The sequence below is a fragment of the Ottowia massiliensis genome, from assembly GCF_900240305.1.
Taxonomy (GTDB): domain Bacteria; phylum Pseudomonadota; class Gammaproteobacteria; order Burkholderiales; family Burkholderiaceae_C; genus Ottowia; species Ottowia massiliensis.
In genome coordinates, this window is record NZ_LT964854.1 from 1,054,063 (window position 1) to 1,078,840 (window position 24,778).

General features: G+C 61.0%; 20 protein-coding genes, 1 tRNA gene and 3 pseudogenes. 8 read left to right on the forward strand and 16 right to left on the reverse strand.

Going from position 1 to position 24,778, the window contains the following annotated elements; translation table 11 throughout:
* Positions 1 to 30: 30 nt before the first annotated feature.
* A complete protein-coding gene (locus C1720_RS04785; RefSeq protein WP_158241632.1) occupies positions 31 to 669 on the reverse strand; it encodes a DUF4136 domain-containing protein in 639 nt (212 codons plus the stop codon).
* A gap of 147 nt (positions 670 to 816) precedes the next feature.
* Here C1720_RS04785 and C1720_RS04790 point away from each other — a divergent pair, with 147 nt between their 5' ends.
* The 4 genes from C1720_RS04790 to miaB all read left to right on the forward strand — a co-directional run bounded on the left by C1720_RS04790 (position 817) and on the right by miaB (position 3,762).
* Positions 817 to 1,599 carry an enoyl-CoA hydratase gene (locus C1720_RS04790; RefSeq protein WP_102283412.1) on the forward strand — a complete coding sequence of 261 codons (783 nt, stop codon included), beginning with the start codon at positions 817 to 819 and terminating at the stop codon, positions 1,597 to 1,599.
* Between the two features lie 16 nt (positions 1,600 to 1,615).
* Positions 1,616 to 1,692, forward strand: a tRNA-Met gene (locus tag C1720_RS04795).
* Positions 1,693 to 1,833: 141 nt separating this feature from the next.
* Positions 1,834 to 2,250 (forward strand): hypothetical protein, encoded by a 417-nt coding sequence (locus C1720_RS04800; RefSeq protein WP_102283413.1) that lies wholly within the window; start codon positions 1,834 to 1,836, stop codon positions 2,248 to 2,250.
* A gap of 183 nt (positions 2,251 to 2,433) precedes the next feature.
* Entirely contained in the window at positions 2,434 to 3,762 is a 1,329-nt protein-coding gene (miaB, locus tag C1720_RS04805; protein ID WP_102284507.1) for a tRNA (N6-isopentenyl adenosine(37)-C2)-methylthiotransferase MiaB, read from the forward strand.
* Between the two features lie 501 nt (positions 3,763 to 4,263).
* Here the strand turns inward: miaB and C1720_RS04810 are convergent.
* From C1720_RS04810 to C1720_RS04855, 10 genes and pseudogenes are all read right to left on the reverse strand, one after another.
* Positions 4,264 to 5,030, reverse strand: a pseudogene (locus C1720_RS04810) (IS5 family transposase); the annotation flags it as partial.
* A 46-nt stretch (positions 5,031 to 5,076) separates the two neighbouring features.
* Positions 5,077 to 5,794 (reverse strand): annotated as a pseudogene (locus C1720_RS04815) (IS5 family transposase).
* Between the two features lie 250 nt (positions 5,795 to 6,044).
* Entirely contained in the window at positions 6,045 to 6,206 is a 162-nt protein-coding gene (locus tag C1720_RS04820; protein ID WP_102283414.1) for a FeoB-associated Cys-rich membrane protein, read from the reverse strand.
* Positions 6,203 to 8,077, reverse strand: coding sequence for a ferrous iron transporter B (gene feoB / locus C1720_RS04825; RefSeq protein ID WP_102283415.1), 1,875 nt, complete (start codon positions 8,075 to 8,077; stop codon positions 6,203 to 6,205). The genes C1720_RS04820 and feoB overlap by 4 nt, the downstream gene beginning before the upstream one ends.
* A 31-nt stretch (positions 8,078 to 8,108) precedes the next feature.
* Positions 8,109 to 8,405, reverse strand: coding sequence for a FeoA family protein (locus C1720_RS04830; protein WP_102283416.1), 297 nt, complete (start codon positions 8,403 to 8,405; stop codon positions 8,109 to 8,111).
* Between the two features lie 224 nt (positions 8,406 to 8,629).
* On the reverse strand, positions 8,630 to 10,099 hold the full coding sequence (locus C1720_RS04835; RefSeq protein ID WP_158241633.1) for a sulfatase-like hydrolase/transferase: 1,470 nt from the start codon (positions 10,097 to 10,099) through the stop codon (positions 8,630 to 8,632).
* Between the two features lie 446 nt (positions 10,100 to 10,545).
* Positions 10,546 to 11,289 (reverse strand): pilus assembly protein, encoded by a 744-nt coding sequence (locus C1720_RS12805; RefSeq protein ID WP_146006865.1) that lies wholly within the window; start codon positions 11,287 to 11,289, stop codon positions 10,546 to 10,548.
* Positions 11,290 to 11,302: 13 nt separating this feature from the next.
* Entirely contained in the window at positions 11,303 to 11,737 is a 435-nt protein-coding gene (locus C1720_RS04845) for a pilin (RefSeq protein ID WP_102283419.1), read from the reverse strand.
* Between the two features lie 77 nt (positions 11,738 to 11,814).
* Positions 11,815 to 12,393: a pilin gene (locus tag C1720_RS14495; RefSeq protein ID WP_304528920.1), complete on the reverse strand. Its 579-nt coding sequence runs from the start codon at positions 12,391 to 12,393 to the stop codon at positions 11,815 to 11,817.
* A 150-nt stretch (positions 12,394 to 12,543) separates the two neighbouring features.
* Positions 12,544 to 14,457, reverse strand: coding sequence for an ATP-binding cassette domain-containing protein (locus C1720_RS04855; protein ID WP_102283421.1), 1,914 nt, complete (start codon positions 14,455 to 14,457; stop codon positions 12,544 to 12,546).
* A 123-nt stretch (positions 14,458 to 14,580) separates the two neighbouring features.
* On the opposite strand from C1720_RS04855, the gene tehB reads away from it, so the two are divergent.
* Positions 14,581 to 15,450 carry an SAM-dependent methyltransferase TehB gene (gene tehB, locus C1720_RS04860; RefSeq protein ID WP_102284508.1) on the forward strand — a complete coding sequence of 290 codons (870 nt, stop codon included), beginning with the start codon at positions 14,581 to 14,583 and terminating at the stop codon, positions 15,448 to 15,450.
* Positions 15,451 to 15,780: 330 nt separating this feature from the next.
* Positions 15,781 to 16,764, forward strand: coding sequence for a Ppx/GppA family phosphatase (locus C1720_RS04865; RefSeq protein WP_158241635.1), 984 nt, complete (start codon positions 15,781 to 15,783; stop codon positions 16,762 to 16,764).
* Positions 16,765 to 16,780: 16 nt separating this feature from the next.
* Here C1720_RS04865 and C1720_RS14705 read toward each other — a convergent pair.
* Positions 16,781 to 16,909 (reverse strand): annotated as a pseudogene (locus C1720_RS14705) (IS5/IS1182 family transposase); the annotation flags it as partial.
* A 289-nt stretch (positions 16,910 to 17,198) separates the two neighbouring features.
* Here C1720_RS14705 and C1720_RS04870 point away from each other — a divergent pair.
* Both C1720_RS04870 and C1720_RS04875 read left to right on the forward strand, forming a co-directional pair.
* Positions 17,199 to 18,548, forward strand: coding sequence for an amidase (locus C1720_RS04870; RefSeq protein ID WP_102283423.1), 1,350 nt, complete (start codon positions 17,199 to 17,201; stop codon positions 18,546 to 18,548).
* Positions 18,549 to 19,487: 939 nt separating this feature from the next.
* The gene (locus C1720_RS04875) at positions 19,488 to 21,146 is read left to right on the forward strand and encodes an MBL fold metallo-hydrolase (RefSeq protein ID WP_102284509.1); all 1,659 of its coding nucleotides are present in this window, start codon (positions 19,488 to 19,490) and stop codon (positions 21,144 to 21,146) included.
* Between the two features lie 84 nt (positions 21,147 to 21,230).
* Here C1720_RS04875 and queF read toward each other — a convergent pair whose 3' ends face one another.
* The 4 genes from queF to C1720_RS04895 all read right to left on the reverse strand — a co-directional run bounded on the left by queF (position 21,231) and on the right by C1720_RS04895 (position 24,777).
* A complete protein-coding gene (gene queF / locus C1720_RS04880) occupies positions 21,231 to 22,109 on the reverse strand; it encodes an NADPH-dependent 7-cyano-7-deazaguanine reductase QueF (protein ID WP_102283424.1) in 879 nt (292 codons plus the stop codon).
* A gap of 98 nt (positions 22,110 to 22,207) precedes the next feature.
* The gene (yaaA, locus tag C1720_RS04885; RefSeq protein WP_102283425.1) at positions 22,208 to 22,990 is read right to left on the reverse strand and encodes a peroxide stress protein YaaA; all 783 of its coding nucleotides are present in this window, start codon (positions 22,988 to 22,990) and stop codon (positions 22,208 to 22,210) included.
* Between the two features lie 435 nt (positions 22,991 to 23,425).
* Positions 23,426 to 23,965, reverse strand: a complete 540-nt coding sequence (locus C1720_RS04890) for a dihydrofolate reductase (protein ID WP_102283426.1) — start codon at positions 23,963 to 23,965, stop codon at positions 23,426 to 23,428.
* Positions 23,962 to 24,777, reverse strand: coding sequence for a thymidylate synthase (locus C1720_RS04895; protein WP_102283427.1), 816 nt, complete (start codon positions 24,775 to 24,777; stop codon positions 23,962 to 23,964). Before C1720_RS04895 ends, C1720_RS04890 begins: the two co-directional genes overlap by 4 nt.
* Position 24,778 lies beyond the last annotated feature (1 nt).

Consider the following 24,778-nt stretch of genomic DNA (forward strand, 5'->3'; position numbering starts at 1 on the left):
GTCAGATGGGGCGGAGCGCTGGCGCGCGCTTCAGCGGCTGGCCTCGCCCAGCGGAATGACCACGCGCCGCCAGCCTGCGGGCGGGGTGGGAAAGCCTTGCAGCGCGGCATCAAACAGCGCTTGCAGCACGGTGTCGGATGCGCCGCGCGCGCCATCGTGCTGGGCGCGGGTTTCATACAGCACCTGGCCGCTGCGGGCGTCGCGCATGATCAGGCTCACGCGGCTGGCGTAGTAGCGCGTGGGGGTGTCCCACATCCACGCGCCGCCATAGAAGCTGCCCGTGCCCAGGCCGAAATAAAAGCGCCCCGGCCAAAAGCCCCAGCCGTCATCCCAGCCGTAATAAGGATCGCCCCAGGGATTGACCCACTGCGGCGTGACGTGCGCGCTGGCTTGCACGGTGATGCGGGCGGCTGCGTCATCGCGCACCAGTCCGGCGCGCGCCAGCGCGGCCTGCGCCAGCGCCTGCACGCGCGCCGTGCCCGGCTGTCCCGCCTGCAATGGCAGCTGCTCGAAGCGGTAGTGCGCGCCCGCCAGGGCGGCAGCGCCAGCCGATGCAGCGGGCGCTGCAACGGCGGCTGATTCCACATCAGCGTCAATCTGGCGCACGCCAGCGCAGGCGGTCAGCAAGAACGCGGCAGCGCCAGCGGCAAGCAAGGCGGTGAATCTCATGGCAAATCCTTTCCGTGCAAGCAAAAAGAAGCGAATGCGCATTGTGCGTCCGCCCGCACAAAGGAAAGAAACAGGCCGGGCAGGGCGCATGCCAGGGCTATAGTGCGCGCCCGTTATCAACCACGCCCCGCACGGGGACAACAAACCATGTCTTATGAACTGATTCAGACCCGCACCGAAAGCAATGAGCGCATTGGCGTCATCACCCTCAACCGCCCGCAGCAGCTCAACGCGCTCAATGACCAGCTGATGGACGAGCTGGGGCTGGCGCTCAAGGCGTTTGACGCCGATGACAAAGTGGGCTGCATCATCCTCACCGGCAGCGAGCGCGCCTTTGCCGCTGGCGCGGACATTGCGGCCATGCAGAAGCTGAGCTTTGTTGATGCCTACAAGGGCAACTTCATCACCCGCAACTGGGAAACCATCCGCAGCATTCGCAAGCCCGTGATTGCCGCCGTCAGCGGCTTCGCGCTGGGCGGCGGCTGCGAGCTGGCGATGATGTGCGACTTCATCATTGCCGCCGACAACGCCAAATTCGGCCAGCCTGAAATCAAGCTGGGCATCATCCCCGGCGCAGGCGGCACGCAGCGCCTGCCCCGCGCCGTGGGCAAGGCCAAGGCCATGGACATGATCCTCACGGGCCGCATGATGGACGCACAGGAAGCCGAGCGCGCCGGCCTGGTCAGCCGCGTCGTGCCCGTGCAAGATTTGATGGGCGAGGCGCTGAAGGCCGCCGAGGCCATTTGCAGCTTTGGCCAGGTGGCCGTGATGGCCGCCAAGGAATGCGTGAACCGCGCCTTTGAAAGCGCCCTGAGCGATGGCGTGATGCACGAGCGGCGCCTGTTCAACGCCCTGTTTGCCACGGCAGACCAGAAAGAAGGCATGGACGCTTTCCTGAACAAGCGCCCCGCGCAGTTTGCCAACCGGTGATACAATTCGCGCCTTTGGCGCTTTAGCTCAGTCGGTTAGAGCGATGGAATCATAATCCACAGGTCCGCGGTTCGAGTCCGTGAAGCGCCACCAGACTTCCTTTCAAAAAACCTTCGCAAGCGCCCGTGTTTCGCGCAGCGCAGCATCAAGGCACCGGGCTGATTCGCCCAGTGCCTTTTTTTCTGCCTGGCGCAGCCGCTTTCTCATTTGCCATCTCGCTTTCAGGGAACCATCATGAAACCCATTCGCCCCGCACTTGCATCCACCCTGGCTGCCTGCGGCCTCGCGCTGTGCGCGCTGGCAGGCAGCGCGCAAGCGCAACAGGTGCAGGCCCAGCAGGTGCGGCGCTTTTTCCCGGCTGGCGTGGAACACGGCATCATCGCTTTTGGCGAGCCGCCTCACATCACGCTGGACGGCAAGCCCATGCTTTTGGCGGCAGGCACACGCATCCGCAGCGAAACCAACCGCGTGATGCTCTCCGGCGCGCTCACCGGACAGACGCACATGGTCAATTACGCGCTGGGCCCCAGCGGTGAACTGCGTGAAATCTGGATTCTCACGGCCGAGGAAATCAGCGAGATCAACCAGTCCCGCCTGATTCGCCCGCGCCCCTTCAACGACACGGAGCGCAACCCGTATCGCGGCAACTGAACGCGAGCCGTGAACGGGCAGACGCACGCGAAGCGCCGCCTTGAACCAAGTTTCGCTCCTTGTTTCATAGCATGACGTCCATGCTGCATGGGCGCAGGCGGTGTTTTCAGATGCCTTGAATTTGCTCCTTTTTCAGAAGCTGCCGCTGCCCGCTTCCATCAAACTTCCCACGAAACTTTCGCCATGTCCCGCAAAGTCTTCATCAAGACCTTTGGCTGCCAGATGAACGAATACGACTCGGCCAAGATGGCCGATGTGCTGGCCGCCGCCGAAGGCTACGAGTCCACCGACGACCCGGAGCAGGCCGACCTGGTCATCTTCAACACCTGCTCCGTGCGCGAGAAGGCGCAGGAAAAAGTCTTCTCTGACCTGGGCCGCATCAAGCACCTCAAGGACAAAGGCACGCTCATCGGCGTGGGCGGCTGCGTGGCCAGCCAGGAGGGCGAGGCCATCATCGAGCGCGCGCCGTATGTCGATGTCGTCTTCGGCCCGCAACCCCTGCACCGCCTGCCCGATTTGCTGGCCGAGCGCCGCCGCCAGAACGCGCCGCAGGTGGACATCCGCTTTCCCGAAATCGAAAAATTCGACCATCTGCCGCCCGCCCGCGTGGAAGGGGCCACGGCCTTTGTCTCCATCATGGAAGGCTGCTCCAAATATTGCAGCTACTGCGTCGTGCCCTACACGCGCGGCGAAGAGTTCAGCCGCCCGTTTGACGACGTGCTCACCGAAATCGCCGGCCTGGCCGCGCAAGGCGTGAAGGAAGTGACGCTGCTGGGCCAGAACGTGAACGCCTATCGCGGCCCGATGGGCGGCAGCGGCGAAACCGCCGACTTCGCCCTGCTCATCGAATACGTGGCCGAAATACCGGGCATCGAACGCATCCGCTACACCACCAGCCACCCCAACGAATTCACCCAGCGCCTGATTGACGTTTACGGCAAGGTGCCCAAGCTCGCCAGCCACCTGCACCTGCCCGTGCAGCACGGCTCCGACCGCATCCTCATGGCCATGAAGCGCGGCTACACCGCCATGGAATACAAAAGCATCATCCGCCGCCTGCGCGCCGTGCGCCCGCAAATCAGCCTCTCCAGCGACTTCATCGTGGGCTTTCCGGGCGAAACCGACGCCGATTTCGACAAGATGATGAAGCTCATCGACGATGTGGGCTACGACAACTCCTTCAGCTTCATCTTCAGCCCCCGCCCCGGCACGCCCGCCGCCAATTTGCAAGACGACACCCCGCACGAAGTCAAGCTGCGCCGCTTGCAGCGCGTGCAGGCCGCGCTGGAGCAAAGCGAGCGCGCCATCAGCGCCAGCCGCGTGGGCACCGTGCAGCGCATCCTGGTGGAAGGCCCCTCGCGCAAGAATCCGCAGGAACTCATGGGCCGCACCGAATGCAACCGCGCCGTCAATTTCAGCGGCGGCGAGCAGCCCGCCCGCCTGATCGGCCAGATGATTGATGTGCGCATCACCGAAGCCATGCCGCACTCCCTGCGCGGCGCGCTGATCTGAAGAACGGCTGGCCGAAGGCAGAGCGCGGCCCTGCGGCTCAGCAGGGCGCGGCGGAAAGTGCGCCTCAAGTGTCAAGCCCGGCGGCCCGGCCTCTTCAGAGCGCGCACCTCAGCAGCCTGCAAGAAAAAAGCGCAGATGGCAAATAGGCGCAGCCTCATGCGTGCAAGACAGAGGAACGGCTCAATTTCGCTTCTAAAACCATAGCAACAGGCCTTGATAAACAGTGCGCAAAGCAGCCTTTGCACGCTTTTGAATTCGCTCCTGCTTTAAGAGCCAGATTGGAGTCTGTCCGTGGAGCGAAAAATGCGGCCTTGAGCGGCTCTGAGGCGTTGCAAATTCTCTTGAGCCGCAAGACCCGTCTGCGATTTGCGTCTTGCCGCCCCCGGATGCCCCCTTCGACCTCCGCGGCAGTCTCTGACAAACCCTCAAAAACAGGCGCGAATTCGGGGGCCTTAAAAGCCGTCTTGCGCAGGTTCCACTAGGCCGAATCGACATTCCCCCCACCCACAAGGGAATCGATGCGAGGTAGAGGAAAGCCAGGAAGTGGGAGGGCTTGCGGTCGAAGCGAGTGGCGATGCGGCGAAACTGTTTGAGCCTGGCAAAGCAACGTTCGATGCGATTGCGTAGCCGGTACAGTGCCTTGTCGCAGGCACGCGGTTGCTGGCAGCTGCGAGGCGGGATCACAGGCTGGGCGCCGAGCGAGTGGATCTGCGCCACCAGTTGCCGGCTGTCATAGCCTTTGTCGGCCAAGACGCACTTGGGCTTGAACCGGGCCAGCAGCGCTGGGGCTTGCGTGATGTCGTTACGCTGGCCGCCAGTGAGGATAAATCGCACCGGGCGGCCCTGGCCATCCACCGCCATGTGGATCTTCGTGCTCAGCCCTCCTGGGCAACGCCCCAGAGCCGGGTGCGTTGCCCCCCTTTTGCGGTCGCCGCCTGTGCGTGCGCCCGGACAATGTTACTGTCGATCATCAGATACTCGTTGCTTCGATCCTGAATCAGGGACTGCAACACCCGCTCCCAGATGCCCTTGGCCGCCCAGCGGGTGAAGCGCTTGTGCACGCTCTTGCAGGCTCCGTAGCGCGTCGGCAGATCACTCCAGCGCGCCCCGGAGCGCAACACCCACAGCACGCCATTGACGAAGCTGCGGTTGTCCGCTGCCGTACGCCCAGGGTCACTGGCCTTGCCTGGGAGCAGATCTTCGATCCGCTCCCATTGGGTTTGGGTCAATTCGTAGCGGCTGGGCCGCGGATGCTTGGTCTCGGACATCCGCCGGAGATACCGGATGAATGTCGATTCGGCCTAGGGCGTGTCATCAGGCGAGCCATACGCCAGTCGCTGCCAGACGGATGGCGCCCAGGAAGTTGCGAGCCGTCTTGTCGTACCGCGTGGCGATGGCCCGGCACTGCTTGAGCCTGGCAAAGAAGTTTTCGATCAGATGGCGGGGGCTTGGTAAAGATGCGGGTCGTAGTCCCGAGCTGCCTTCTTGTTGCTGCGTGAGGCAATGACAACGCCTCGAGCACTCGAGCTTGGGCGTCATAGCCCTTGTCGGCGATCACGGTTTCGGCTGCTGTTTGAGCCAAGAGCATGTCGGCTCTTTCGAGGCCGTGCGCCTGGCTTTGGCGTGAGATGAAATCCGGTGGCCCAGTGCATCCGCCGCCGCTTGAATCTTGGCGCTCAGCCCGCTGCGGCTGTGTCCGATGGCTTGCGGCCCCCCCTTTGTCCCAGCACCGTGCTGGTGCGCTCGCACGATGGTCGAGCCGATCATCGCGTACTCGTTGCCGGCCTGCTGCGCCAGGGCTTCAAAGACCTGTTGCCATACACCGCTGTAGCTCCAGCGACCGTGGTGCAGGTGCGCCACCTGGAAGTCTCCGAAACGTGCCGGCAGATCGCGCCAGGGGATGCCGGCCCGGTAGCGGCACGGCATCGACAAACAAGCGGTTGTCCTGTGCTCCTGGCTGGCCGGCACGCCCGGGCAGCCAATCCTTGATGCGCTCCCACTGATCGTCGCGCAACGCGCATCTTCTGGTCATGGCCCTTCTTCTGGGCTCTCTCCAGCAGGCTTCAAGCTCGGCACTTGGTGATTGATGACTCGCCCTAGGCTTTTGGGAGTACTTTGAAGGCAGGTTTTGAGAACTTCTTTGCCAAACTCAAGCTGTATCAAGCCACCGTCCGTCACACGCTATGGCAAAACAGCACCTCTCGCAAACAGTTTTTGAGGTAGCGGTTCGAAATCTCTTCTTTCATTTTCCAGTCGCGCCCCGCCTCGCCCCGCGCGCGACTTTAATGACAACCGCCGCTCTTGCTGCTTTCACTGCAACCGTTGCACTTGCTGCAGGCAGAGCCTGGGGCGCCGCCAGCGGTTTTCTTGCGAAAAACGAATTTGCGCAGCATGTAGATAAAACAGGCGGCGACGATGAGGCCAACGATGATTTGCTGTGTCATCCCAAAATCCTTGATGCAATCTGATAGACGATGAGGGCGAACAAGTAGGCTGCGGCAAACAGGCCGCCCGTGATCATCAGAGTGTGGCGGGCCGAATTGGTTTCGCGCCGGATGGTGGCCAGCGTGGCCAGACACATGGGCGCGTAGATGTACCAGGCCAGAAAGGCAAAGGCGGTGGGCAGACCCCAGTTGTCGTGCACCACGGGGATGAGGGCCGTTTCCAGCGCTTCTTCGGAGCTGGCTGTCATGGCATAGACAGTGCCCAGGGCCGAAACAACCACTTCACGCGCGGCAATGCCGGGGATCATGGCAATGCACATCTGCCAGGTAAAGCCCAGCGGCGCGAAAAGCGGCTGAATGAGATGACCCAGATGGCCTGCGATGCTGTAGTCAATGGCCGGCTGCGTGGCGCCTTCGGGCGCGCCGGGAAAGCTCACCAGCGCCCAGAGCACCACGCTCAGGGCAAAAATCACCGTGCCTGCGCGCATCAAAAAGGCTTTGACCTTGCCCCACAGGCTGATGAGGATGTGCTTGAAGTTGGGCATGCGGAAGGTGGGCAGCTCCATCAGCAGCGGAAACTGCTGCACGTGGCCACGCTTGCGCGCCAGCACCTTGAGCACCCAGGCCGTGAAACCCGCTGACACAATGCCCGCCAGGTAAAGGCCAAAGAGCGTGAGGCCTTGCAGGTTGAAGATGCCCAGCACGGTTTCGTCAGGAATGACGGCGGCGATGATGAGCGCGTAAATGGGCAGCCGCGCCGAGCAGGTGAGCATGGGCGCAATGGCGATGGTGACCAGGCGCTCGCGCGGGTCTTGAATGGTGCGCGCCGCCATCACGGCAGGCACGGCGCAGGCAAAGCTGGACAGCAGCGGAATGAAGGCGCGGCCCGACAGGCCGCTGCGCGACATGGCGTTGTCCAGCAGCAGCGCCGCGCGCGGCAGATAACCGGAGTCTTCCAGCAGCAAGATGAAGGCAAACAGGATCGTGATTTGCGGCAGAAACACCAGTACGCTGCCCACGCCGGCCAGGATGCCGTCTTTGATGAGACTGGCTAGCGGACCTTCATCCATGTTCTCCGTGATCACATCGCCCAGCCAGGCGAACGAATCTTCAATCATCCCCATCACCGGCTCGGCCCAGGCGTAAACCGCCTGGAACACCAGCATGAGGATCAGCATGAGAATCAGCATGCCCCAGACCGGGTGCATCACGATTGCATCCAGCTGGCGGTGCCAAGCGGGCAGGGTGAGTTCGTGGCGCACCACCTGGCGCAAGATGTCCTCGACCTGCGCATAAAGGGCGTTGCTGTCCAGCGCGTCAAGCCGTTTTTCCGCCTCTTCGAGCGTGAGGGCATGAGCGGCACCTTCAGTCTTGCGCGGCAGCCTGGCCACCGCCTCGCGCACGGCGCGCATGCTGCGGCTGTCAATGGCCGCCGTCTCCAGCACAGGCACACCCAGCAGTTCACTGAGCTTGGCCGCGTCAATCTTCAGGCCACGATGGCGCGCCACGTCACTCAAGTTGAGCGAAACCACCATGGGCAAGCCCAGCGTCTTCACCTCCAGCACCATGCGCAGCGTCATGCGCAGGTTGGTCGCATCGGCCACGGAAACAATGGCGTCAGGCTGCTGCCCGAGCTTGCCCAGCACCACGTCGCGCGCCACCTTTTCATCAGGGCTGGTTGCTCGCAGGCTGTAAGTGCCGGGCAGGTCAATCACCACCACGTTCGGGTCGTCAACAAACCGGCCTTCGCGCCGGTCCACCGTCACACCGGCATAGTTGGCCACCTTGGCATTGGAGCCGGTCAGGCCGTTGAACAAAACCGTCTTGCCACAGTTGGGCGCGCCCAGCAGGGCGAATCGACTCGCAGTCATCACAGGATTCTTCGTGAAAAAAGAGTGATTTTCACTCTTCCACGCGACACATGATCTTCGCCGCCTCCGGTCTCCTCAATGCGAACTGGGACAAATTGCCCAGCCGCACCGCGTAAGGCCCGCGTTTGAGCAAGCCGCGCGATAGCAGCGTGATGGACATGCCTTCGGAAAAACCCAAGTCCGCCAGCCGCTGGGTCACCAGCGGATCAATGTCGCCGAACTCGGCGCTGGGGACGATGGAGACGATGCGCGCCTTGACTCCCAGCTCAACCAGTGGCAATGAAATGATTTCTAACACACTCAATTCCTCAATGGCAATTAAGCACATGCCTGCTTTCTAAGCCCCAACCTAAAGTCTCACACAGCCACAGACACAATTCAACACAATCACCAATCTGACAAGTAAATTATGATAAGAAGCCAATTTGATCCATTAAAATGCCTCAATGAATTGAAGAGAATTTGTAGAGCTAGACATCATGTCATAAACTCTAGAAGAACCAACATCCTGCCGCGTCAATACACGAAAATTAAACGCAACAAACGTAGCAGTCATTTATCGCTCATCTTTATTATATTTTCCAACACTATATTTCTCCATCTGTCAACATAGTGCGAAGGCAGCCTGTCTATCAAATTTATTTTTTCACCCCAATCCGAACCCAGATTAAACACATATTCCCGACCGTCATCCGCATTCACCCAATATTTATATCCAACGAAACCATCTTCGAGAGACAATAATCCAGATTCTCCCTTTTGTTGAAAAGAAAAATAACTTCTATCGTCATTTGATTGTAATGCAATCCCCTTCCATGTAGGAACCGGCTTGATCCCCGCCTCAATAAATAGAGTCGGCGCCAAATCAACCTGCGATATCCACTTTTTATATGGCAATTGTCCGCCTGTATAGCCATAACGCAGAAATATAGCCGGTATATCAAGCACAGGTTGAAAAACACCAGCAGCATGCGAAAGAATACCATGCTCACCAAGCATTTCGCCATGATCAGCTGTAATCAAGACGATGGCATTCGCCAAATATCCTTTATTCTCCAATATATCTAGCAACTCATCAATTACTTCATCCGCCTGACGTACGCCATTATCGTAATAATTTTTAGCTAGCTCTATCTGCCTTTCGGACAAATCTAGTTCTCCGCCTTTTGCCAACCAGGGGGCGTAACTCTCGACCGGCTCATACCATTTCGAACCCGGCCAACGAACGCCAAGCGGATGATTTGAAAGCAGCATCACCTGAATAAAGGCGGGATGCCCACTAAAATCAGGTAGCTGCATTGCGGCATCGAATAGCATCTTGTCATCATTGACAAATCTTTTGCTCTGCGTGGAGGCATCGAAATAGAGATCTGCTGGCCTGTATATCTTCGACAATCCAAAATAGTTTGTGTGATCTCCCGTCAGCAAAATATAATTTTCATATCCGCGAATCTTTAAAGCTTCAGCCATGCCGATAGCATTCGCATGCATGTTTTCAGGCTGCTTCGAATAAAGCAATCCAGGCATGCCGCAAATCGTCTCCGCACATACTGATACCGCCCGCATAGGTCTACCAGCTGCCGCTTTTCCGATTCGCTCCATCAACAATGGCGTAGTATTGCGCTCGTAATCGAACGGCGTCATGTGATCTGCGCGCAGCGCATCACTTATTATAAGAATAATGTTTCTTCCTGGTCCAGTGATATCTGCTCTGAGGATCTCGCGCGCTCTATTTTCAGCTTCTTCCATCGTTTTGTCATATCGATAGGTTTTCGCGAACCCTTCATCAAATGATTTAGGAAAAAACGTCATGCTAACAGGCTCATTTAGATAGGTCGGAGGATTATCGAAAAACTCGAATACCCTAACTGCTATAACGAACGTCAAACCTGTCAAGATGGCGCCCCATATGACACCTCTTTCTATGAAAGGAAACATCCAGTCATTGGCGAGGAAAATACTCTTCCAGAGATAAAGCAGGAGTGATAAAAAAAGTACGCATATCGCCATGCACAGCGTCATGGACACCCCTGCATACTCAAATGTCGATCTAACGTTAATTACATAGGGACGCAGTATGGGCCAAGTGATAACCTTTCCGAAACCGTGAAGACCAGCCGCCACTATCAAATAATATATCACGCTAGAGAATGATATTATGGAGCAGACACACGCAGCCAAGATGGCAGACATACGTGAAGAGAAAAATCTCCTGAAGATGATCCAAAGAGCAATACCTCCTCCCCAGATACAAGCCATTATATTAATATGGGAAAGATGAGCGCCCATTCCAGGCAAAAAGGACGTCGCTCTTTCATAAAAGAACAAAAATATCAATGTTGGAGCCAACGCCAAAGACGCTCCACATAGGGCAAAGACAATTCTCGGAAAACACATGTTTCAATTACGAATTCTTCTTAGACAATTTGCAATTCATTCGAATGTCAATAATGTAGGACTCTTCGCCTTCATCCGTTTATAAAAGCTATAGGCTGTAATGTATAAGCATCAAGTAACGCTGTAGCTTCTGCAAAATTCCTTCCAACTACGGGTAGGACCAATACCTGATCTGTCTTCGTGGCAAGTTTATCCAGTTGTTCTCTCGCCTGTTTCTGGATAGGCAATGGCCAACTTGGCATCACTTCCATCAACGGCCTGGCTTTTTCTCTAATCTGTACACGAGCTTCATCGTAAGGGCGCCACAATTCTGGCCGATACGCCTCATAAATACCATGCTTGAGGGCGTCTGTCAGAATCTGGTTACGCGCACTACTGCTTTCAGGCATCCGTACAGATTTTAACGTTGGCCCAGTCCATGGCAACTCGACAAGCAACGTCCCAACTGATTGATATACATCACTGGCATGGACTACACGCAGCAGATCTTTCTCGAAAACCATGTGAACGGGCCGCGCCGCTGCGACAGTGAATACACCGTAGGCCAAGGCGAAAATTTGCAACAAACCAATTACGAAAAAGTCAAACACCTTTGCCCGGCGCGTCTTGGATTCCTGGTACACAAGCAAAGTCAAGAAAGGACCGACAATAACATCTACACCAACTACCAGCCGTAATAATTCAATCCCGCCAGATAAATAAAGATAAGGAGCCGGGTACCAAACTCCCAATATCAGCCATACAACGCATAAGGCCACAAGCAAGCTGATAGCAGCATGCCAAGACGCGGCCCTGAGTTTTCCTTCTAGCTTCATTATGAGCAATAATTTAGCGACAGCTGCTGGGCAAATATTTATTTGCTGCGTTCGACGAACAAGTCCAAATCACTGATCCTTCACGTGTCGAAGGAAAACTCGGCGTCAGACTCAAGGTTTTTCCTCGTATAGATTCTGAAACACCGCTCATTCGCATGGTTGCAGTAATTACGCCATTTGCTCCTACGGCGGTTTCTGCCACGTAAGAACCGCTAATCATTGATTTGTCTGCCAGGCCGGCTTGCAAATTATTAGAAGGAATCGTGCCGGTATTCCACCATACATCTACCACCGCTGGTTTCGCACCCGCAGCCAACGTCACGGCCTCGACCATTTGCGAACGTGCAAGATAGTCTTGATAGGCAGGCAATGCTACAACTGCCAGCACACCGATGACGGCGACAACAATCATCAGCTCAATTAAAGTGAAACCATCCTGTTTTCTCATTGAGCACCTCCTAAAAGGGAAAAGGGTGCCTTTACCAGGCACCCTTTCCATATTCGCTATTTAAAGCGACTTAAACATCAGCGGCAAGAGGAAGGCAGATATTTTGGGGCCGCATCTGAAGAGCAAGCCCATGTAAAGGACCCCAATGTAGTGCCTGCGGTACCCTTCAGTATCAGCTTTTTACCCTTGATGCCTGCATTCACGCCCGTGCTTCTCAGGTATGCAGTCGCCGTGTCACCAGTAATGTTGACCTTCTGGACGTATTTTCCGTTGATATCACCCTCAGCAGCTGCACCTGCAGCAGCGTTGTTGGCTGGCCACTGACCATGATTAGAATAGTATTCAGCCATTGTACCCTTCTGACCGCTGGCCAAAATGAATGCCTCAGACATTTGAGAACGGCCCAGATAATCCTGATAGGCAGGCAGAGCTACGGCGGCCAGCACACCAATAATCGCCACGACAATCATCAGTTCGATGAGGGTGAAACCTTTTTGCATTGCTTTCATGATTTTCTCCTTGAGAGAGTTGTGAAATGGATCTTTGGAATTCGGGGCGGATACTGATGCGCCGCCGACGCCTTTTATCTTGCAGCCGGTGTGCCAGCGCATGCCAAGGTTGAGGGTGCCGCCGGAATGAGCGGAGAAAGTGCGCATTTGGTCACAGAAGTGGCGCTCTAGCCTTCCGGAAGTGACACTTTTTGTGCAATCGGGCTGGCAAGTTGCGGCATCAATGTGTGTCAGATCGTGCCAACGCGAGAAAAGAGTGACGCAAATGGGTGTTTACCCGCATGCGGAGCTGACGTTTCATGCGCCCAGCGCTTCCCAGCGCTCCAGTGCGTGCAGCAGTTCTTCTTCGATGGCGCTGTCTCTGGCCTGTAGGGCAATGGCTTTGGGCAGGTCGCTTTGGTAGAGCGTGCCGTCGGCCAGCTGGGCGCGGACGGCGGCCTGCTCAGCTTCCAGTGCGTCGATGCGGGCGGGCAGGGCGTCCAGCTCGCGCTGCTCTTTGTAGCTGAGCTTGCGTTTGACGGCGGGTTGGGCGGCAGATTTGGCGGCGGTTTGGGCTGTCGCCGGGGCGGGCGGCGCGGCCGGGCGGGGTGCTTTGGATGTTTTGGATGCAGGCGCGGCGGCGGCGGTTTCGGGCGCCAGCCAGGCGCGGGCGCGTTCGCTTTGCTGCTGCCAGTCGGTGATGCCGCCTTCGTATTCGCGCCATTGGCCGCCGCCTTCCCAGGCGATGGTGCTGGTGACGACGTTGTCCATGAAGGCGCGGTCGTGGCTGACGAGAAAGACGGTGCCGTCGTAGGTTTGCAGCAGCTCTTCGAGCAGTTCCAGGGTGTCGATGTCCAGATCGTTCGTCGGCTCGTCGAGCACCAGCACATTGGCGGGGCGGGCGAACAGGCGCGCCAGCAGCAGGCGGGCTTGCTCGCCGCCGGAGAGGCTGCGCACGGGCGAGGCGGCGCGCGCGGGGCTGAAAAGAAAGTCGCCCAGATAGCTTTTGACGTGCTGGCGGCGCTGGCCGATTTCGATCCATTCGCTGCCCGGGCTGATGAAGTCTTCCAGCGTGGCATCCGGGTCGAGCTGCGCGCGCATCTGGTCAAAGTAGGCTACTTGCAGGCTGGCGCCCTGGCGCACGCGGCCGCTGTCGGGCGCCAATTGGCCCAGGATCAGTTTGAGCAGCGTGCTTTTGCCCGCGCCGTTGGGGCCGATGAGGCCGACTTTGTCGCCGCGCAAAAGGGTGGCGCTGAAGCCTTGCACCACGGGCGGGCCGCCAAAGGCTTTGCTGACGTTGTGCAGCTCGGCCACGATTTTTCCGCTGGGCTGGCCGCTGGCCACTTCCATGCGCACGCGGCCCAGCGCCTCGCGGCGGGCGGCGCGGGCGGCGCGCAGGACGTGCAGGCGGTTGATGCGGCCTTGCGCGCGGGTGCGGCGCGCTTCCACGCCTTTGCGCACCCAGATTTCTTCTTGCGCCAGCAGTTTGTCGGCCCGGGCGTTGAGTGTGGCTTCTTGCGCCAGCTGCTCTTCTTTTTGCGCCTGATAGGCGGCGAAGTTGCCGGGGTAGCTGCGCAGGCGGCCCCGGTCCAGCTCCACGATGCGCGTGGCCACGGCATCCAGAAAAGCGCGGTCGTGCGTGATGACAACCACGCTGCCTTTGTAGGCCAGCAGCAGCTCTTGCAGCCAGCCAATGGCGGCCAAATCCAGATGGTTGGTCGGCTCGTCCAGCAGCAGCACATCCGGCTGCGCCACCAGCGCCTGGGCCAGCGCCACGCGCTTTTGGCTGCCGCCCGAAAGCTCGGCCACGCGGCGCGCGCCGTCCAGCCCCAGCTTTTGCAGGGTTTGCTGCACGCGCTGCGGCCAGTTCCAGCCGTCTTCGGCCTCGATGCGGGTTTGCAGCTCGGCCAAATCGCCTTCGCCTTGCGTGTATTGCTCAATCAGCGCCGCCATGTGCGCCATGCCTGCGCTCACGGCGTCTTGCACGGTTTCAAAGCCTTGCAGCGCAGGCGTTTGCGGCACATAGGCCAGCCGCAGGCCCTGCTGCATTTGCAGCGCACCGTCATCGGGCTTTTCCAGCCCGGCCAGAATTTTCAGCAGCGAAGACTTGCCCGCCCCGTTGCGGCCAATCAGCCCCACGCGCTCGCGCTCCTGCAAGGCAAAGTCTGCGTGGTCAAGCAAAGGCAAGTGGCCAAAGGCCAGTTGGGCATCAAGCAAAGTCAGCAAGGCCATGAGTGAAAACCGCCAGCAAAAAAGCCCTGATTGTGCCCATTTCAATTGCAAATACGACAAAACCAGTGCGGTTATGAAGCGGCGGGTATGATGCCCGGCAATCATTCACCCAAGGAAAAAACCATGAGCGCCACGCCCGATTTGATTTGCTACAAAACCATGCCCGTCTGGACGAAAAACAATATTCCGCCCAGCATCTTGTCCCGCCACAATACCAAGGCAGGCACCTGGGGCAAACTGCGCGTGATAAAAGGCCGCGTGAAATTCCACGAGATGAACGAAGCCGGAGAAACCCTGGCCGAACATATTCTCACCCCGGAAAGCGAAGTATGGACCATTGCCCCGCAAGCCTGGCACAAGGCCGAATTGCTGGATGACGATTCGGCTTTCCAGCTTGAATTTCACTGCGAGAAAAAAGATTATTTCAGCAAGAAATACGGCATGACGGCCACCCACTCCGCCGTGGTGGACGCCGCCCGCCGCGTGCCGCCCGGCAAGGCGCTGGACCTGGGCTGCGGGCAAGGGCGCAACGCGCTCTATCTGGGCCTGCTGGGTTTTGACGTGACCGCCAGCGACTACAACCCGGCCCCGCTGGCCGCGCTGGAAGACATGGCCGACGCGGAAAACCTGCGCGTGCAAACCTGCATTTACGACATGAATACCGCTGCGCTGGCTGAAAATTACGATTTTCTCGTGGCCACCGTGGTTTTCATGTTTCTCGATGCCGGCCGCGTGCCCGCCATTATTGAAAACATGCAGGCGCACACTACGCCGGGCGGCTACAACCTGATTGTTTCGGCCATGGATACGGAAGATCACCCTTGCGTCATGCCATTTTCATTCACCTTCCGCGAAGGCGAATTGAAAAAATATTACGAAGGCTGGGAAATGGCCGAATACCGCGAAGAAATCGGCTCCATGCACGCCACCGACGCGCAAGGCAAGCCCATTCAACTCAAATTCGTGACCATGCTGGCCCGCAAGCCCGCCTGAATAGGCCGTCTCCAGCCTGCCAGGCGAGCAACCCAAACCCCAAGCCCAAGGGAAACCCAGAAATCCAAAGCTCTGGGCTTTTCCGGCACTGGCAGCTGTCGTTCAGATATCCAAAAAAGAGAGCAAAATAACGATGCTTAAAAGTTCGGTTTGCGCACGTTCCACTAGGACCTATTGCTATGGATAGAGGAGCGAAACACCTCCGCGCTTTTCCCTCCAACGGTCCGCCACCCAACCCCACGCGGCGGCAGGCCATTCGGCCTCGCGCAGCCCGGTGCTATGCTGGCTTGGCCCCCAGACCAGAAGAACCTCAAAACAACCCACCTTCTCATGACCGACGACACAAGCCGCAGCGCCGCCCCGTCTCAAGCTCTCTGGGCGGCCGTCGATCTCGGCTCCAACAGCTTCCGCCTGGAAATCGCCCGAGAAACCGCTCCAGGCCGCTTCGAGCGCCTGCACTATCTGAAGGAAACCGTGCGTCTGGGCGGCGGGCTGGACGCCCAAGGCCAGCTTTCGCCTGAAGCCATGCAACGCGGCTGGCAATGCCTTGAGGGCTTTGGCCAGCGCCTGAAAGAGCTGCCCCAGGCGCGCGCCCGCGCCGTGGCCACGCAAACCCTGCGTGAAGCGCGCAATGCCGCCGCCTTTTTGCAAAAGGCCGAGGAGTTGCTGGGATTGCCCATCGCCATCATCAGCGGACGCGAGGAGGCTGCCCTTATTTACCAGGGCGTAACCAGCCTGTTGCCTGAAGGCGACGAGCGCCGCGTGGTAGTGGACATCGGCGGCCGATCCACAGAAATCATCACTGGCCAGGGGCGGCAGGCGCAAGACATGGAGTCCTACCCCATCGGCAGCGTGACCTGCTCACAGCGCCACTTCGCCAGCGGTCAGTTCACCGCGCTCGCTTTCGCCAATGCCGAAGCCGATGCCAAGGCCGCGCTGGCTGAAGCCGCCACGCGCTTTGCGCGCCCCCGCTGGGATGCGGCCTACGGCGCCTCAGGCACCGTGGGCGCCGTGCTGGCGGCGCTGCGCAAGTCAGGACGCACCAGCATGGACGACGCCATCGCCCTGAGCCAGCTGTATTGGCTGCGCCAGCGCTTGATTGATGCGGGCGACATCAACGCGCTGGATATGCCAGGCATTCGCGAAGACCGCAAGGCCATCATTGGCGGCGGGCTGTCGGTGCTCATCAGCCTGTTTGAGCTGCTGGGCATTGACACCATGCGCCGTGGCCACGGCGCGCTTCGCCACGGCCTCTTTCATGCGGCCCATGCCGCACGTGAGCAGGAGCTGCCTGCATGGCGCCAGGCGGTCTGAGAGACTGCCCTTGAAAGGCTGAAGCGACAGTGGCCTCGTCGTCCTTGCTCAGCCTTCTCGATTGATTCAACCAGGCAAAGGCTCTCTCCACAATCCAGTGCTTGGGCAGCGCCTTAAAACCATGCCGCTTACTGCGCTTGATCACCCGCATGTTTCAGCCGAACATGCTCAGCGCTCATCCAATCAGCGCACCCGCGTAGCCGCCATCGACAAAAAGTCTTGAGGCACTCAAAGCGCATGAACAGCCTCACAGCAAAGCCCTGGCTCCCACCCGGTCCTGAACATCTTCTGAAAGCATCACCACAGCCAGCATGTGTCTGCGACAAATCAAGCTCGTCACGGGATGCACAAGTGAAAGCAGGGTTGATGCATGACAGGCTCCAGAACATCATGCCGCCCTTTCCAGAGCATTCACCCGCTACGGATTCCCGCTGATGAACACCCTTCCTACTCTGGCGCGCCTGGCTTCTGATCTGGCCGAAGGCCGCGCCAGCGCCCGCTCGCTGGCTGAAGCCGCACTGGCGCGCGCCGAAGATGCCGCTGGCGAAGGCGCGCGCGCATTCACCCTGATTGACCGCCCCCGCGCGCTGGCGCTGGCCGCCGCCAGCGACGCGCTGCGCAAGGCGGGCATCGTGCGCTCGCCGCTGGAAGGGCTGCCGGTGTCGGTCAAAGACGTGTTCGACGTGGCCGGCCAAGTGACCACGGCCGGCTCGGCCGTGCTGGCCGATGCGCCGCCTGCCGCGTGCAACGCGCCCGTCATTGACCGGCTGCTGGCGGCGGGCGCGGTCATCGTGGGGCGCACCAGCATGACGGAGTTCGCCTTTTCCGGCCTGGGCCTGAACCCGCACCGGGGCACGCCGCGCAACCCCTGGGACCGGGCCACGGGCCGCATCCCCGGCGGCTCCTCCAGCGGCGCGGCTGTTTCGGTGACGGACGGCATGGCCGCGCTGGCCATCGGCACGGACACGGGCGGCTCCGTGCGCATTCCATCGGCGCTGTGCGGGCTGACGGGCTTCAAGCCCACGCAGCGGCGCGTGAGCCGGCAAGGCGTGCTGCCGCTGTCTGCCTCGCTGGACTCCGTCGGCCCGCTGGCCGCCAGCGTGCAGTGCTGCATCACGGCCGATGGCGTGCTCAGCGGCCAGACATGGCAGCTTCAGCCCCGGCCGCTGGCAGGCACGCGGCTGGCCTGCCCGGCAGAAATCGCGCTGGACGACATGGACGCCCACGTGGCCGCCGCCTTTGACCGCGCGCTGGAGCGTCTGCACAGCGCGGGCGCACGCGTGACGCGCCTGCCCCTGCCCGAGTGGCGCGAGCTGGCCGCCCTGCACGCCAAAGGCACGCTCTCCAACGCCGAAGCCTGGGCCTGGCACCGACAGCGGCTGGCGGCCCAAGGCGCGGCTTACGACCCGCGCGTTCGCGCCCGCATCGAGGCGGGCCGCCAAATGGACTGCGCCGACTACATCGACCTGCTGGCCGCCCGCCGCCGCTGGATTGCACAGGTGGAGCAGCGCCTGGCCGCTTTTGACGCGCTGCTCATGCCCACCGTGCCCATTGCCGCCCCTGCCATCGCCAGCTTGCAAACCGACGACGCAGCCTACTGGCGCGCCAACGCGCTGATGCTGCGCAACACCAGCCTCATCAACTTTCTGGACGGCTGCGCCCTGAGCCTGCCCATGCACCCGCCCGGCGAAGCGCCCGCCGCACTGATGCTGGCTGGCTGCGCCGGCACGGACGCGCGCGTGCTGGTGCTGGGGCTGGCGGTGCAGGCGCTGCTGGATTGGTGAAGGCGCTTTCAGCGGGTGCCTGTTCCCGGAACCTGTTCAAAGTCTGCCCGTGGGTGTGAACAGCACAGAGCCGGGTTCTCTTGGGCCTGGCAGTTCATCACGATTCACTCTTTGCCTCTCACGGCCAGGCTCTGAACAGTCTCTCAAAAACAGGAGCAAATCTGATGGCTCCAAAACACCTTCCAGCGCTGTATCCATCAAGACATCATGCTATGAATAGAGAAGCAGGAAAACTCTATTCAACGCCCGTCCGCAGGCGCGAAAAGCAGCTCCATCGGCCTGCGGCGCTGCAACCGGCCAGCCGCTTGGCCTGTCCGTCTGCGGCTTGCGCATGGCCACCCAGTCTCATTCACTCTCGCGTCCGACTTTGAACAGGTTCTCAACCTCAGGACTTGCGCCTGACTGAAATTTGCGAAATACCTTCGCGCACGTATTGCATGTATTGCAATGAATACGCGCCATGAGGCGCATCGCAGGCATTTATTTTCACGGCGATGGCGCGCCGCAACAAATGTATCTATAATGTAAACAAGGCGAGCGCCCTGCGTTGCCTTGGCAAGGCAGGGTTTGTTTAAAAGAACCGTCAAGAGAAGGAGGCTGACGTGAATGCGCCGCGTATGCATTTTTACTGCGATATTCAAGCGCTGCCGTGCCCTGCCCTCCCAGAAGCGCGCTGCACAGGCGTTGCCATCAAGCATGCTCTGGCGAAGCGGATTTTGTCTCCTGAATCCGTCTGCCGATGCTTTTTCTTATGATTTAACCAATCTGGCCGCAGGCTGATTTTCAAATTCAGCCGTCTTGAGTATCTTCATTGGTAAAAAAGCATTGGTTCATTGATTTTCAGAAAATAAATGAACCCTGTCCTTTCCAGGAATATGCTTGATCAGCCCAGGCGGCCATGCCGCCGCTGCCGGCTCCAATAATGGAAAAGAAGTCGTCATGCCCCGCTCCAGCCAGCTTCTGTATCCGGCCCGCCCGCCTGCCGAGCCTCAGGCTGCGGCCTGCCTGCTTTTGCTGCGCGACGGCCCGAAGGGCCTTCAAGTGCTGCTCACGCAACGCTCCGCCCAGGCGCGGTTCGCGCCCGGCGCCTACGTTTTTCCGGGCGGCTGCGTGGATGCAGACGATGCCCGTCTGCCCGCTGCCACCCGCCCCCGCCAGCGGGGGCATGCGCTGACAGCCGCGCTGGCTGCCTTGCGCGAAACCTTTGAAGAAATGGGCGTGCTGCTGGCCCGCCGCCCTGACGGCCTGCCTGCCATAGCGCAAGACGTGGCCGGGCTGGAGCGCCACGCCCCGCTGGCGCCCCAATGCCAGGCGCGAGGGCTGAAACTGGCAGCGTGCGAGCTGTTTCTGCTGGCGCGCTGGATCACGGGCTGCGACTGGCCACGCCGTTATGACGTGCCCCATTTCGTGGCCCGCATGCCATCGGGGCAGCGTCCCCAGGCGGATGGACAGGAGCAGCTCAACGCCCAGTGGCTGACGGCCAGCGCCGCGCTGGCCCGGCATGCCGCAGGCCGCCTGCCGCTCATGTTTCCCACGCTGAAAACACTGGAATGGCTCCGGAGCCAGCCCAACGTGGCCGCCGTGCTGGCCGCTTGCGCAGGCGAGGCTCCTTTGTGGACGAGCTGCCCGCGCGCGGCCCGCCGGCAGGGACGGATTGCGCGCTTCATGGAACACGAGCTGCCCTTTGGCGAGCTGGCGCTGGTCTGTCCCGATGGGCAAGGCGAGCACGAAATTGGCTGGCAGCACGAAAAGCCCGTGCCCCTGCTGCGCAATGTGCGGCGGCTGACGGCGGCCAACTCCGGCTTCATGACCGGGCCGGGCACCAACAGCTACCTGGTGGGCGACGCTGCAGCAGGTTTCATCGTGATCGATCCCGGCCCGGCTGATGAGGCTCATGTGCAGCGCCTGTGGCAGGCCGCAGGCGGGCAGGTGCGCGCCATCATCTGCACTCACTCGCACCCCGACCACGCTCCTGGCGGCTGGCTGCTGCAAGCCATGTGCTCCAAGCAAGTGCCCGTGCTGGGCCTGCCCTCGTCGCCACAGGGGCGCCCAGACAGCGCCTTCACCCCCGACCGGGCGCTGTATGACGGCGAACGCCTGCAACTGGCAGGCGAGCAAACGCACACCCTGCGCGTCATCCACACCCCCGGCCACACCGCCAACCACCTGTGCCTTGTGCTGGAGGAAGACGGCTTGCTTTTTTCAGGCGACCACATCCTGAGCGGCAGCACCACCGTTATTGATGCGCCCGATGGCGACATGACCGTTTATCTGGCCTCGCTTGACAAATTGGCCGCCGCCTGCGCCGCCTATGGCGCGAACTTCATCTTGCCGGCCCACGGCCACGTGCTGCATGAAGCGCAGCAGGCCATCGTCCGCCTCAAGGCCCACCGGCTGGCCCGCGAGGCCAAAGTGCTCGCCGCCATGCGCCAGCGCCCCAGCGGCACGCTCGATGACTGGCTGCCTCTGGCCTATGCAGACGTTCCTCCCGAGGCGCATGCCGCCGCCCGCAAGTCTTTGCATGCGCACGTGCAACGCATACGCCAGCTGGATTTGCTGCGCGAAGACGGAGCCAGCGCCTGGCGGCAGGCCGCGTAGCTGCATGGGAAGGGTTTGACGCCCAGCAGGCCCTGGCTCAATTCCTCGTGTTCCCTGCGTTCCGGCCCGTGCTTGCCGACCGGGCTACTGCCGCGCCGTGCGCGCGCTGGCAGGCGCGGCCTGCGGGTGGCTGGCGCGCCAAGGGTTGATGTCCAGCCCGCCACGGCGCGTGTAGCGGGCCTGCACCATCAGCCGCGCAGGGCGGCAGTGGCGGGTGATGTCCATGAAGATGCGCTCCACGCAGTGCTCGTGAAATTCGTTGTGCTCGCGAAAGCTCACCAGGTAGCGCAGCAGGCTGGCCTGGTCGATTTGCGGGCCGCTGTAGGCAATTTGCACGCTACCCCAATCGGGCTGGCAGGTGACGGGGCAGTTGCTCTTGAGCAAATGGCTGGTGAGCGTCTCCTGCACGGGCTGCTCGTCAAAAGCGGCGGTGAGCAGCTCCGGCGCGGGCGGGCCGTAGCGGTCGCAGGCAATGTCCAGCCTGTCCAGGCACAGGCCCGCCAGCTCCTGCATGCGCTCGGCGCCAAAGTCTTCGGGCAGCGTCAGCCGCACGCCTGCGCCCGCCTGCATGGCGCCGCCGTGCCAGATGGCAGCGTTCACGTCGGCCAGCAGGCGCTCACGCACTTCATCCGCGCTGGCAAAGCGCGTGCCGTTGTAGCCGTTCAGGTAGAGCTTGAAAGACTTGCTTTCGATGATGTGCGTGCTCTCGCACGGCACCGTCACATGCGCCAGCGCCACCTGCGGCTTGCCGCGCGTGTTCAGCCACGAGAGTTCGTAGGCCGTCCACACATCCGCCCCCACAAAAGGCGGCTGCCCGGCCAGGCCCAGCTCCGCCCGCTTGGGCGCGCGCGGCAGCGGCTCCAGCAAGCTGGCGTCATAACGGTCAGGGTAGTGCGTGGCCTTGCCCAGCAAGGTGCCCGCCAGCGCAGCGGCGTGTTCGGTCAGGGGAGAGCGGTCTGGCATGAAAGAAAGCTCCGGTTACTCTGTTTTTGATAGCGGCCTGCGCCCATTCCACGGGGACTTGCGGCCGATTAGCCATGGAATTGGGCCATGAAATTGGACTATGAAAGCTGGCGGCGAAACACCAGCTGGCTGGCACTGGAAGCGGCGGCATCCAACGCATAGCCCTCTTCGTCAAAGCCCCGCAGGGCTTCAGGCGTGGCGGCCTGCCGTTGCACGGCCCAGCGGGCCATCAGGCCACGGGCGCGCTTGGCGGCAAAACTTTCAACCCTGTACTGCCCGCCACGGTATTGCTGAAACACGCACGTCACCACGCGGGCGCGCAGCGCCTTCTGGTCCACCGCCCTGAAATACTCCTGCGAGGCCAGATTCACCACCACCGGCTCCGCCTCGCCTTCTTGCGCCAGCCGCTCGTTCAGATACTGCGCAATGCGGCTGCCCCAAAACTGGTAGAGATTGCCGCCAGCATCCGTGGCCAGCCGCGCGCCCATCTCCAGCCGGTAGGGCTGCATCCAGTCCAGCGGCCTGAGCACGCCATACAGCCCGCTCAGAATGCACAGGCGCTCCTGCGCCCAGGCCAGCTGTTCAGCGCTGAACGTGCGCGCCTGAAGGCCGCCGTACACGTCGCCATCAAACGCCATCACGGCCTGCCGCGAGTTGCTGGCCGTGAACACGGGCGACCATGCCTCGTACCGCGCCACATTCAGCGCCGCCAGCTTGTCGGAAAGCCCCATCAGGCTGGCCACCTGCTGCGGCGAAAGCTGCCGCAGCTTCTCAATCAACTGCGCCGCCTGCGCCGCAAACTGCGGCAGCGTATGCGGCAGGCCGGGCGGCAGCGGGGTTTGGTAGTCCAGCGCCTTGGCTGGTGAAAGAAGAAAAAGCATGGAGCGATTGTGGGGGCGCGCCGAACAGGGCGCCAAGTTTCGGGTTGGCAGCAAACCAGATCCCCGGTCCTGAATGCCAGCCGAAGGCCCACCACAGCCAGCAGCAGCCCCATCGGGTGACGGCCAGGCGCTTGCGTCATCGCTGCCCCCTTTTGAGACGGGCTTGACCAATTGAGAGTCGAAGATGCCCACGCAGAAACTTGGCCCACCTGCCCGCTTGCCAGCACGGCAGTGCGCGCCACTGAAAACCAGTTCAAAGCCTGGCCGCGAGTTATGGAAAGCGGGATTTAGCTCCTTATTCAATAGCAATACGTCCTAGTGGAAAGAGCGCAGGCTCTATTTTCCGAGCCACTGAATTTGCTCCTCTTCTTGAATCAAGAAACGCGCCGAGGCGACACGAAGTGCATTTCGGGCGGGCGGACACTGGCGCCGGGTTCAGCCGCTGCGCCTGACGTAGCGCACAAAGCTGAAGGGCAGGCCGCTGGCGGCGGTGTGGCTTTCGCGGCTGGCTTCGCGCCACTGGGCCGGGTCCAGAGCGGGGGCGAAGGCGTCGCCTTCAAAGTCGGCGTCGATTTCGGTGATGAGCGCCTCATCGGCCAGCGGCAGGGCCAGGGCATAGATTTGCGCGCCGCCAATGACCCAGGCGCCCGCTTGCGGCGGGCACAGCGCCAGCGCCTGCGGCAGGCTGGCGGCAGGCCGCGCGCCCGGGGCGCTCCAGCCCGGCTGGCGGGTGATGACGATGTTCACGCGGCCCGGCAGGGGGCGAAAGCGCGGCGGCAGCGAATCCCAGGTTTTGCGGCCCATGATGACGGCGCAGCCTGCGGTGGCCTGCCTGAAGTGGGCCATGTCTTGCGGCAAATGCCAAGGCAGCGCGCCTTCGCGGCCTATGACGCGGCGGCGCGCCTGCGCCCAGATCAGGCCCAGGCGGGCCGGTCTGGCCTGGGTTTGGGGCTGGGCATTGGTTTCGGCGCTCATACGGCCACGGGCGCCTTGATGGCGGGATGGGGCTGGTAGCCGGTGATTTCAAAGTCGCCGTATTCGTAGTCGAACAGCGAAGGCGGGCGGCGCAGCAGGCGCAGAGTGGGCCAGGGGGCGGGCTGGCGGGCCAGTTGCTCTTGCACTTGCGCGAAATGGTTGTTGTAGATGTGGCAGTCGCCGCCGGTCCAGATGAAGTCGCCTGGCTGCAAATCGCACTGCTGGGCCAGCATATGGGTGAGCAGCGCGTAGCTGGCAATGTTGAAGGGCACGCCCAGAAAAACATCGGCGCTGCGCTGGTAAAGCTGGCAGCTCAGGCGCCCGTCGGCCACGTAGAACTGAAAGAGCGCGTGGCAGGGCATGAGCGCCATGCGGTCCAGATCAGCCACATTCCAGGCGCTGACGACGATGCGGCGCGAGTCGGGCGTGGTCTTGAGCTGCTGCACCACTTGCGCGATTTGGTCGATGTGGCGGCCATCGGGCGCGGGCCAGCTGCGCCACTGCACGCCATAAACGGGGCCCAGATCGCCCGTTTGCGGATCGGCCCATTCGTCCCAGATGGTCACGCCCCGCTCTTGCAGCCAGCGGGCGTTGCCGCTGCCGCTCAGAAACCACAAAAGCTCGTAGATGATGCTTTTGAGGTGCACTTTCTTGGTGGTGACGAGGGGAAAGCCCTCTTGCAGGGCAAACCGCATCTGGTAGCCAAACACGCTGCGCGTGCCGGTGCCGGTGCGGTCGGTTTTGGCCGTGCCATGCGTGTAGACATGGCGCATGAAGTCTTCATAAGTGGAGCGGGTGGTGGTGGCAGTCATG

Bases quoted from the DNA above. Each gene is read 5' to 3' on its own strand.
- C1720_RS04785 (WP_158241632.1), bottom strand. From the start codon at position 669: ATGAGATTCACCGCCTTGCTTGCCGCTGGCGCTGCCGCGTTCTTGCTG.
- C1720_RS04790 (WP_102283412.1), top strand. From the start codon at position 817: ATGTCTTATGAACTGATTCAGACCCGCACCGAAAGCAATGAGCGCATT.
- C1720_RS04800 (WP_102283413.1), top strand. From the start codon at position 1,834: ATGAAACCCATTCGCCCCGCACTTGCATCCACCCTGGCTGCCTGCGGC.
- miaB (WP_102284507.1), top strand. From the start codon at position 2,434: ATGTCCCGCAAAGTCTTCATCAAGACCTTTGGCTGCCAGATGAACGAA.
- C1720_RS04820 (WP_102283414.1), bottom strand. From the start codon at position 6,206: ATGACACAGCAAATCATCGTTGGCCTCATCGTCGCCGCCTGTTTTATC.
- feoB (WP_102283415.1), bottom strand. From the start codon at position 8,077: ATGACTGCGAGTCGATTCGCCCTGCTGGGCGCGCCCAACTGTGGCAAG.
- C1720_RS04830 (WP_102283416.1), bottom strand. From the start codon at position 8,405: ATGTGCTTAATTGCCATTGAGGAATTGAGTGTGTTAGAAATCATTTCA.
- C1720_RS04835 (WP_158241633.1), bottom strand. From the start codon at position 10,099: ATGACGCTGTGCATGGCGATATGCGTACTTTTTTTATCACTCCTGCTT.
- C1720_RS12805 (WP_146006865.1), bottom strand. From the start codon at position 11,289: ATGAAGCTAGAAGGAAAACTCAGGGCCGCGTCTTGGCATGCTGCTATC.
- C1720_RS04845 (WP_102283419.1), bottom strand. From the start codon at position 11,737: ATGAGAAAACAGGATGGTTTCACTTTAATTGAGCTGATGATTGTTGTC.
- C1720_RS14495 (WP_304528920.1), bottom strand. From the start codon at position 12,393: ATGCGCACTTTCTCCGCTCATTCCGGCGGCACCCTCAACCTTGGCATG.
- C1720_RS04855 (WP_102283421.1), bottom strand. From the start codon at position 14,457: ATGGCCTTGCTGACTTTGCTTGATGCCCAACTGGCCTTTGGCCACTTG.
- tehB (WP_102284508.1), top strand. From the start codon at position 14,581: ATGAGCGCCACGCCCGATTTGATTTGCTACAAAACCATGCCCGTCTGG.
- C1720_RS04865 (WP_158241635.1), top strand. From the start codon at position 15,781: ATGACCGACGACACAAGCCGCAGCGCCGCCCCGTCTCAAGCTCTCTGG.
- C1720_RS04870 (WP_102283423.1), top strand. From the start codon at position 17,199: ATGAACACCCTTCCTACTCTGGCGCGCCTGGCTTCTGATCTGGCCGAA.
- C1720_RS04875 (WP_102284509.1), top strand. From the start codon at position 19,488: ATGCCCCGCTCCAGCCAGCTTCTGTATCCGGCCCGCCCGCCTGCCGAG.
- queF (WP_102283424.1), bottom strand. From the start codon at position 22,109: ATGCCAGACCGCTCTCCCCTGACCGAACACGCCGCTGCGCTGGCGGGC.
- yaaA (WP_102283425.1), bottom strand. From the start codon at position 22,990: ATGCTTTTTCTTCTTTCACCAGCCAAGGCGCTGGACTACCAAACCCCG.
- C1720_RS04890 (WP_102283426.1), bottom strand. From the start codon at position 23,965: ATGAGCGCCGAAACCAATGCCCAGCCCCAAACCCAGGCCAGACCGGCC.
- C1720_RS04895 (WP_102283427.1), bottom strand. From the start codon at position 24,777: ATGACTGCCACCACCACCCGCTCCACTTATGAAGACTTCATGCGCCAT.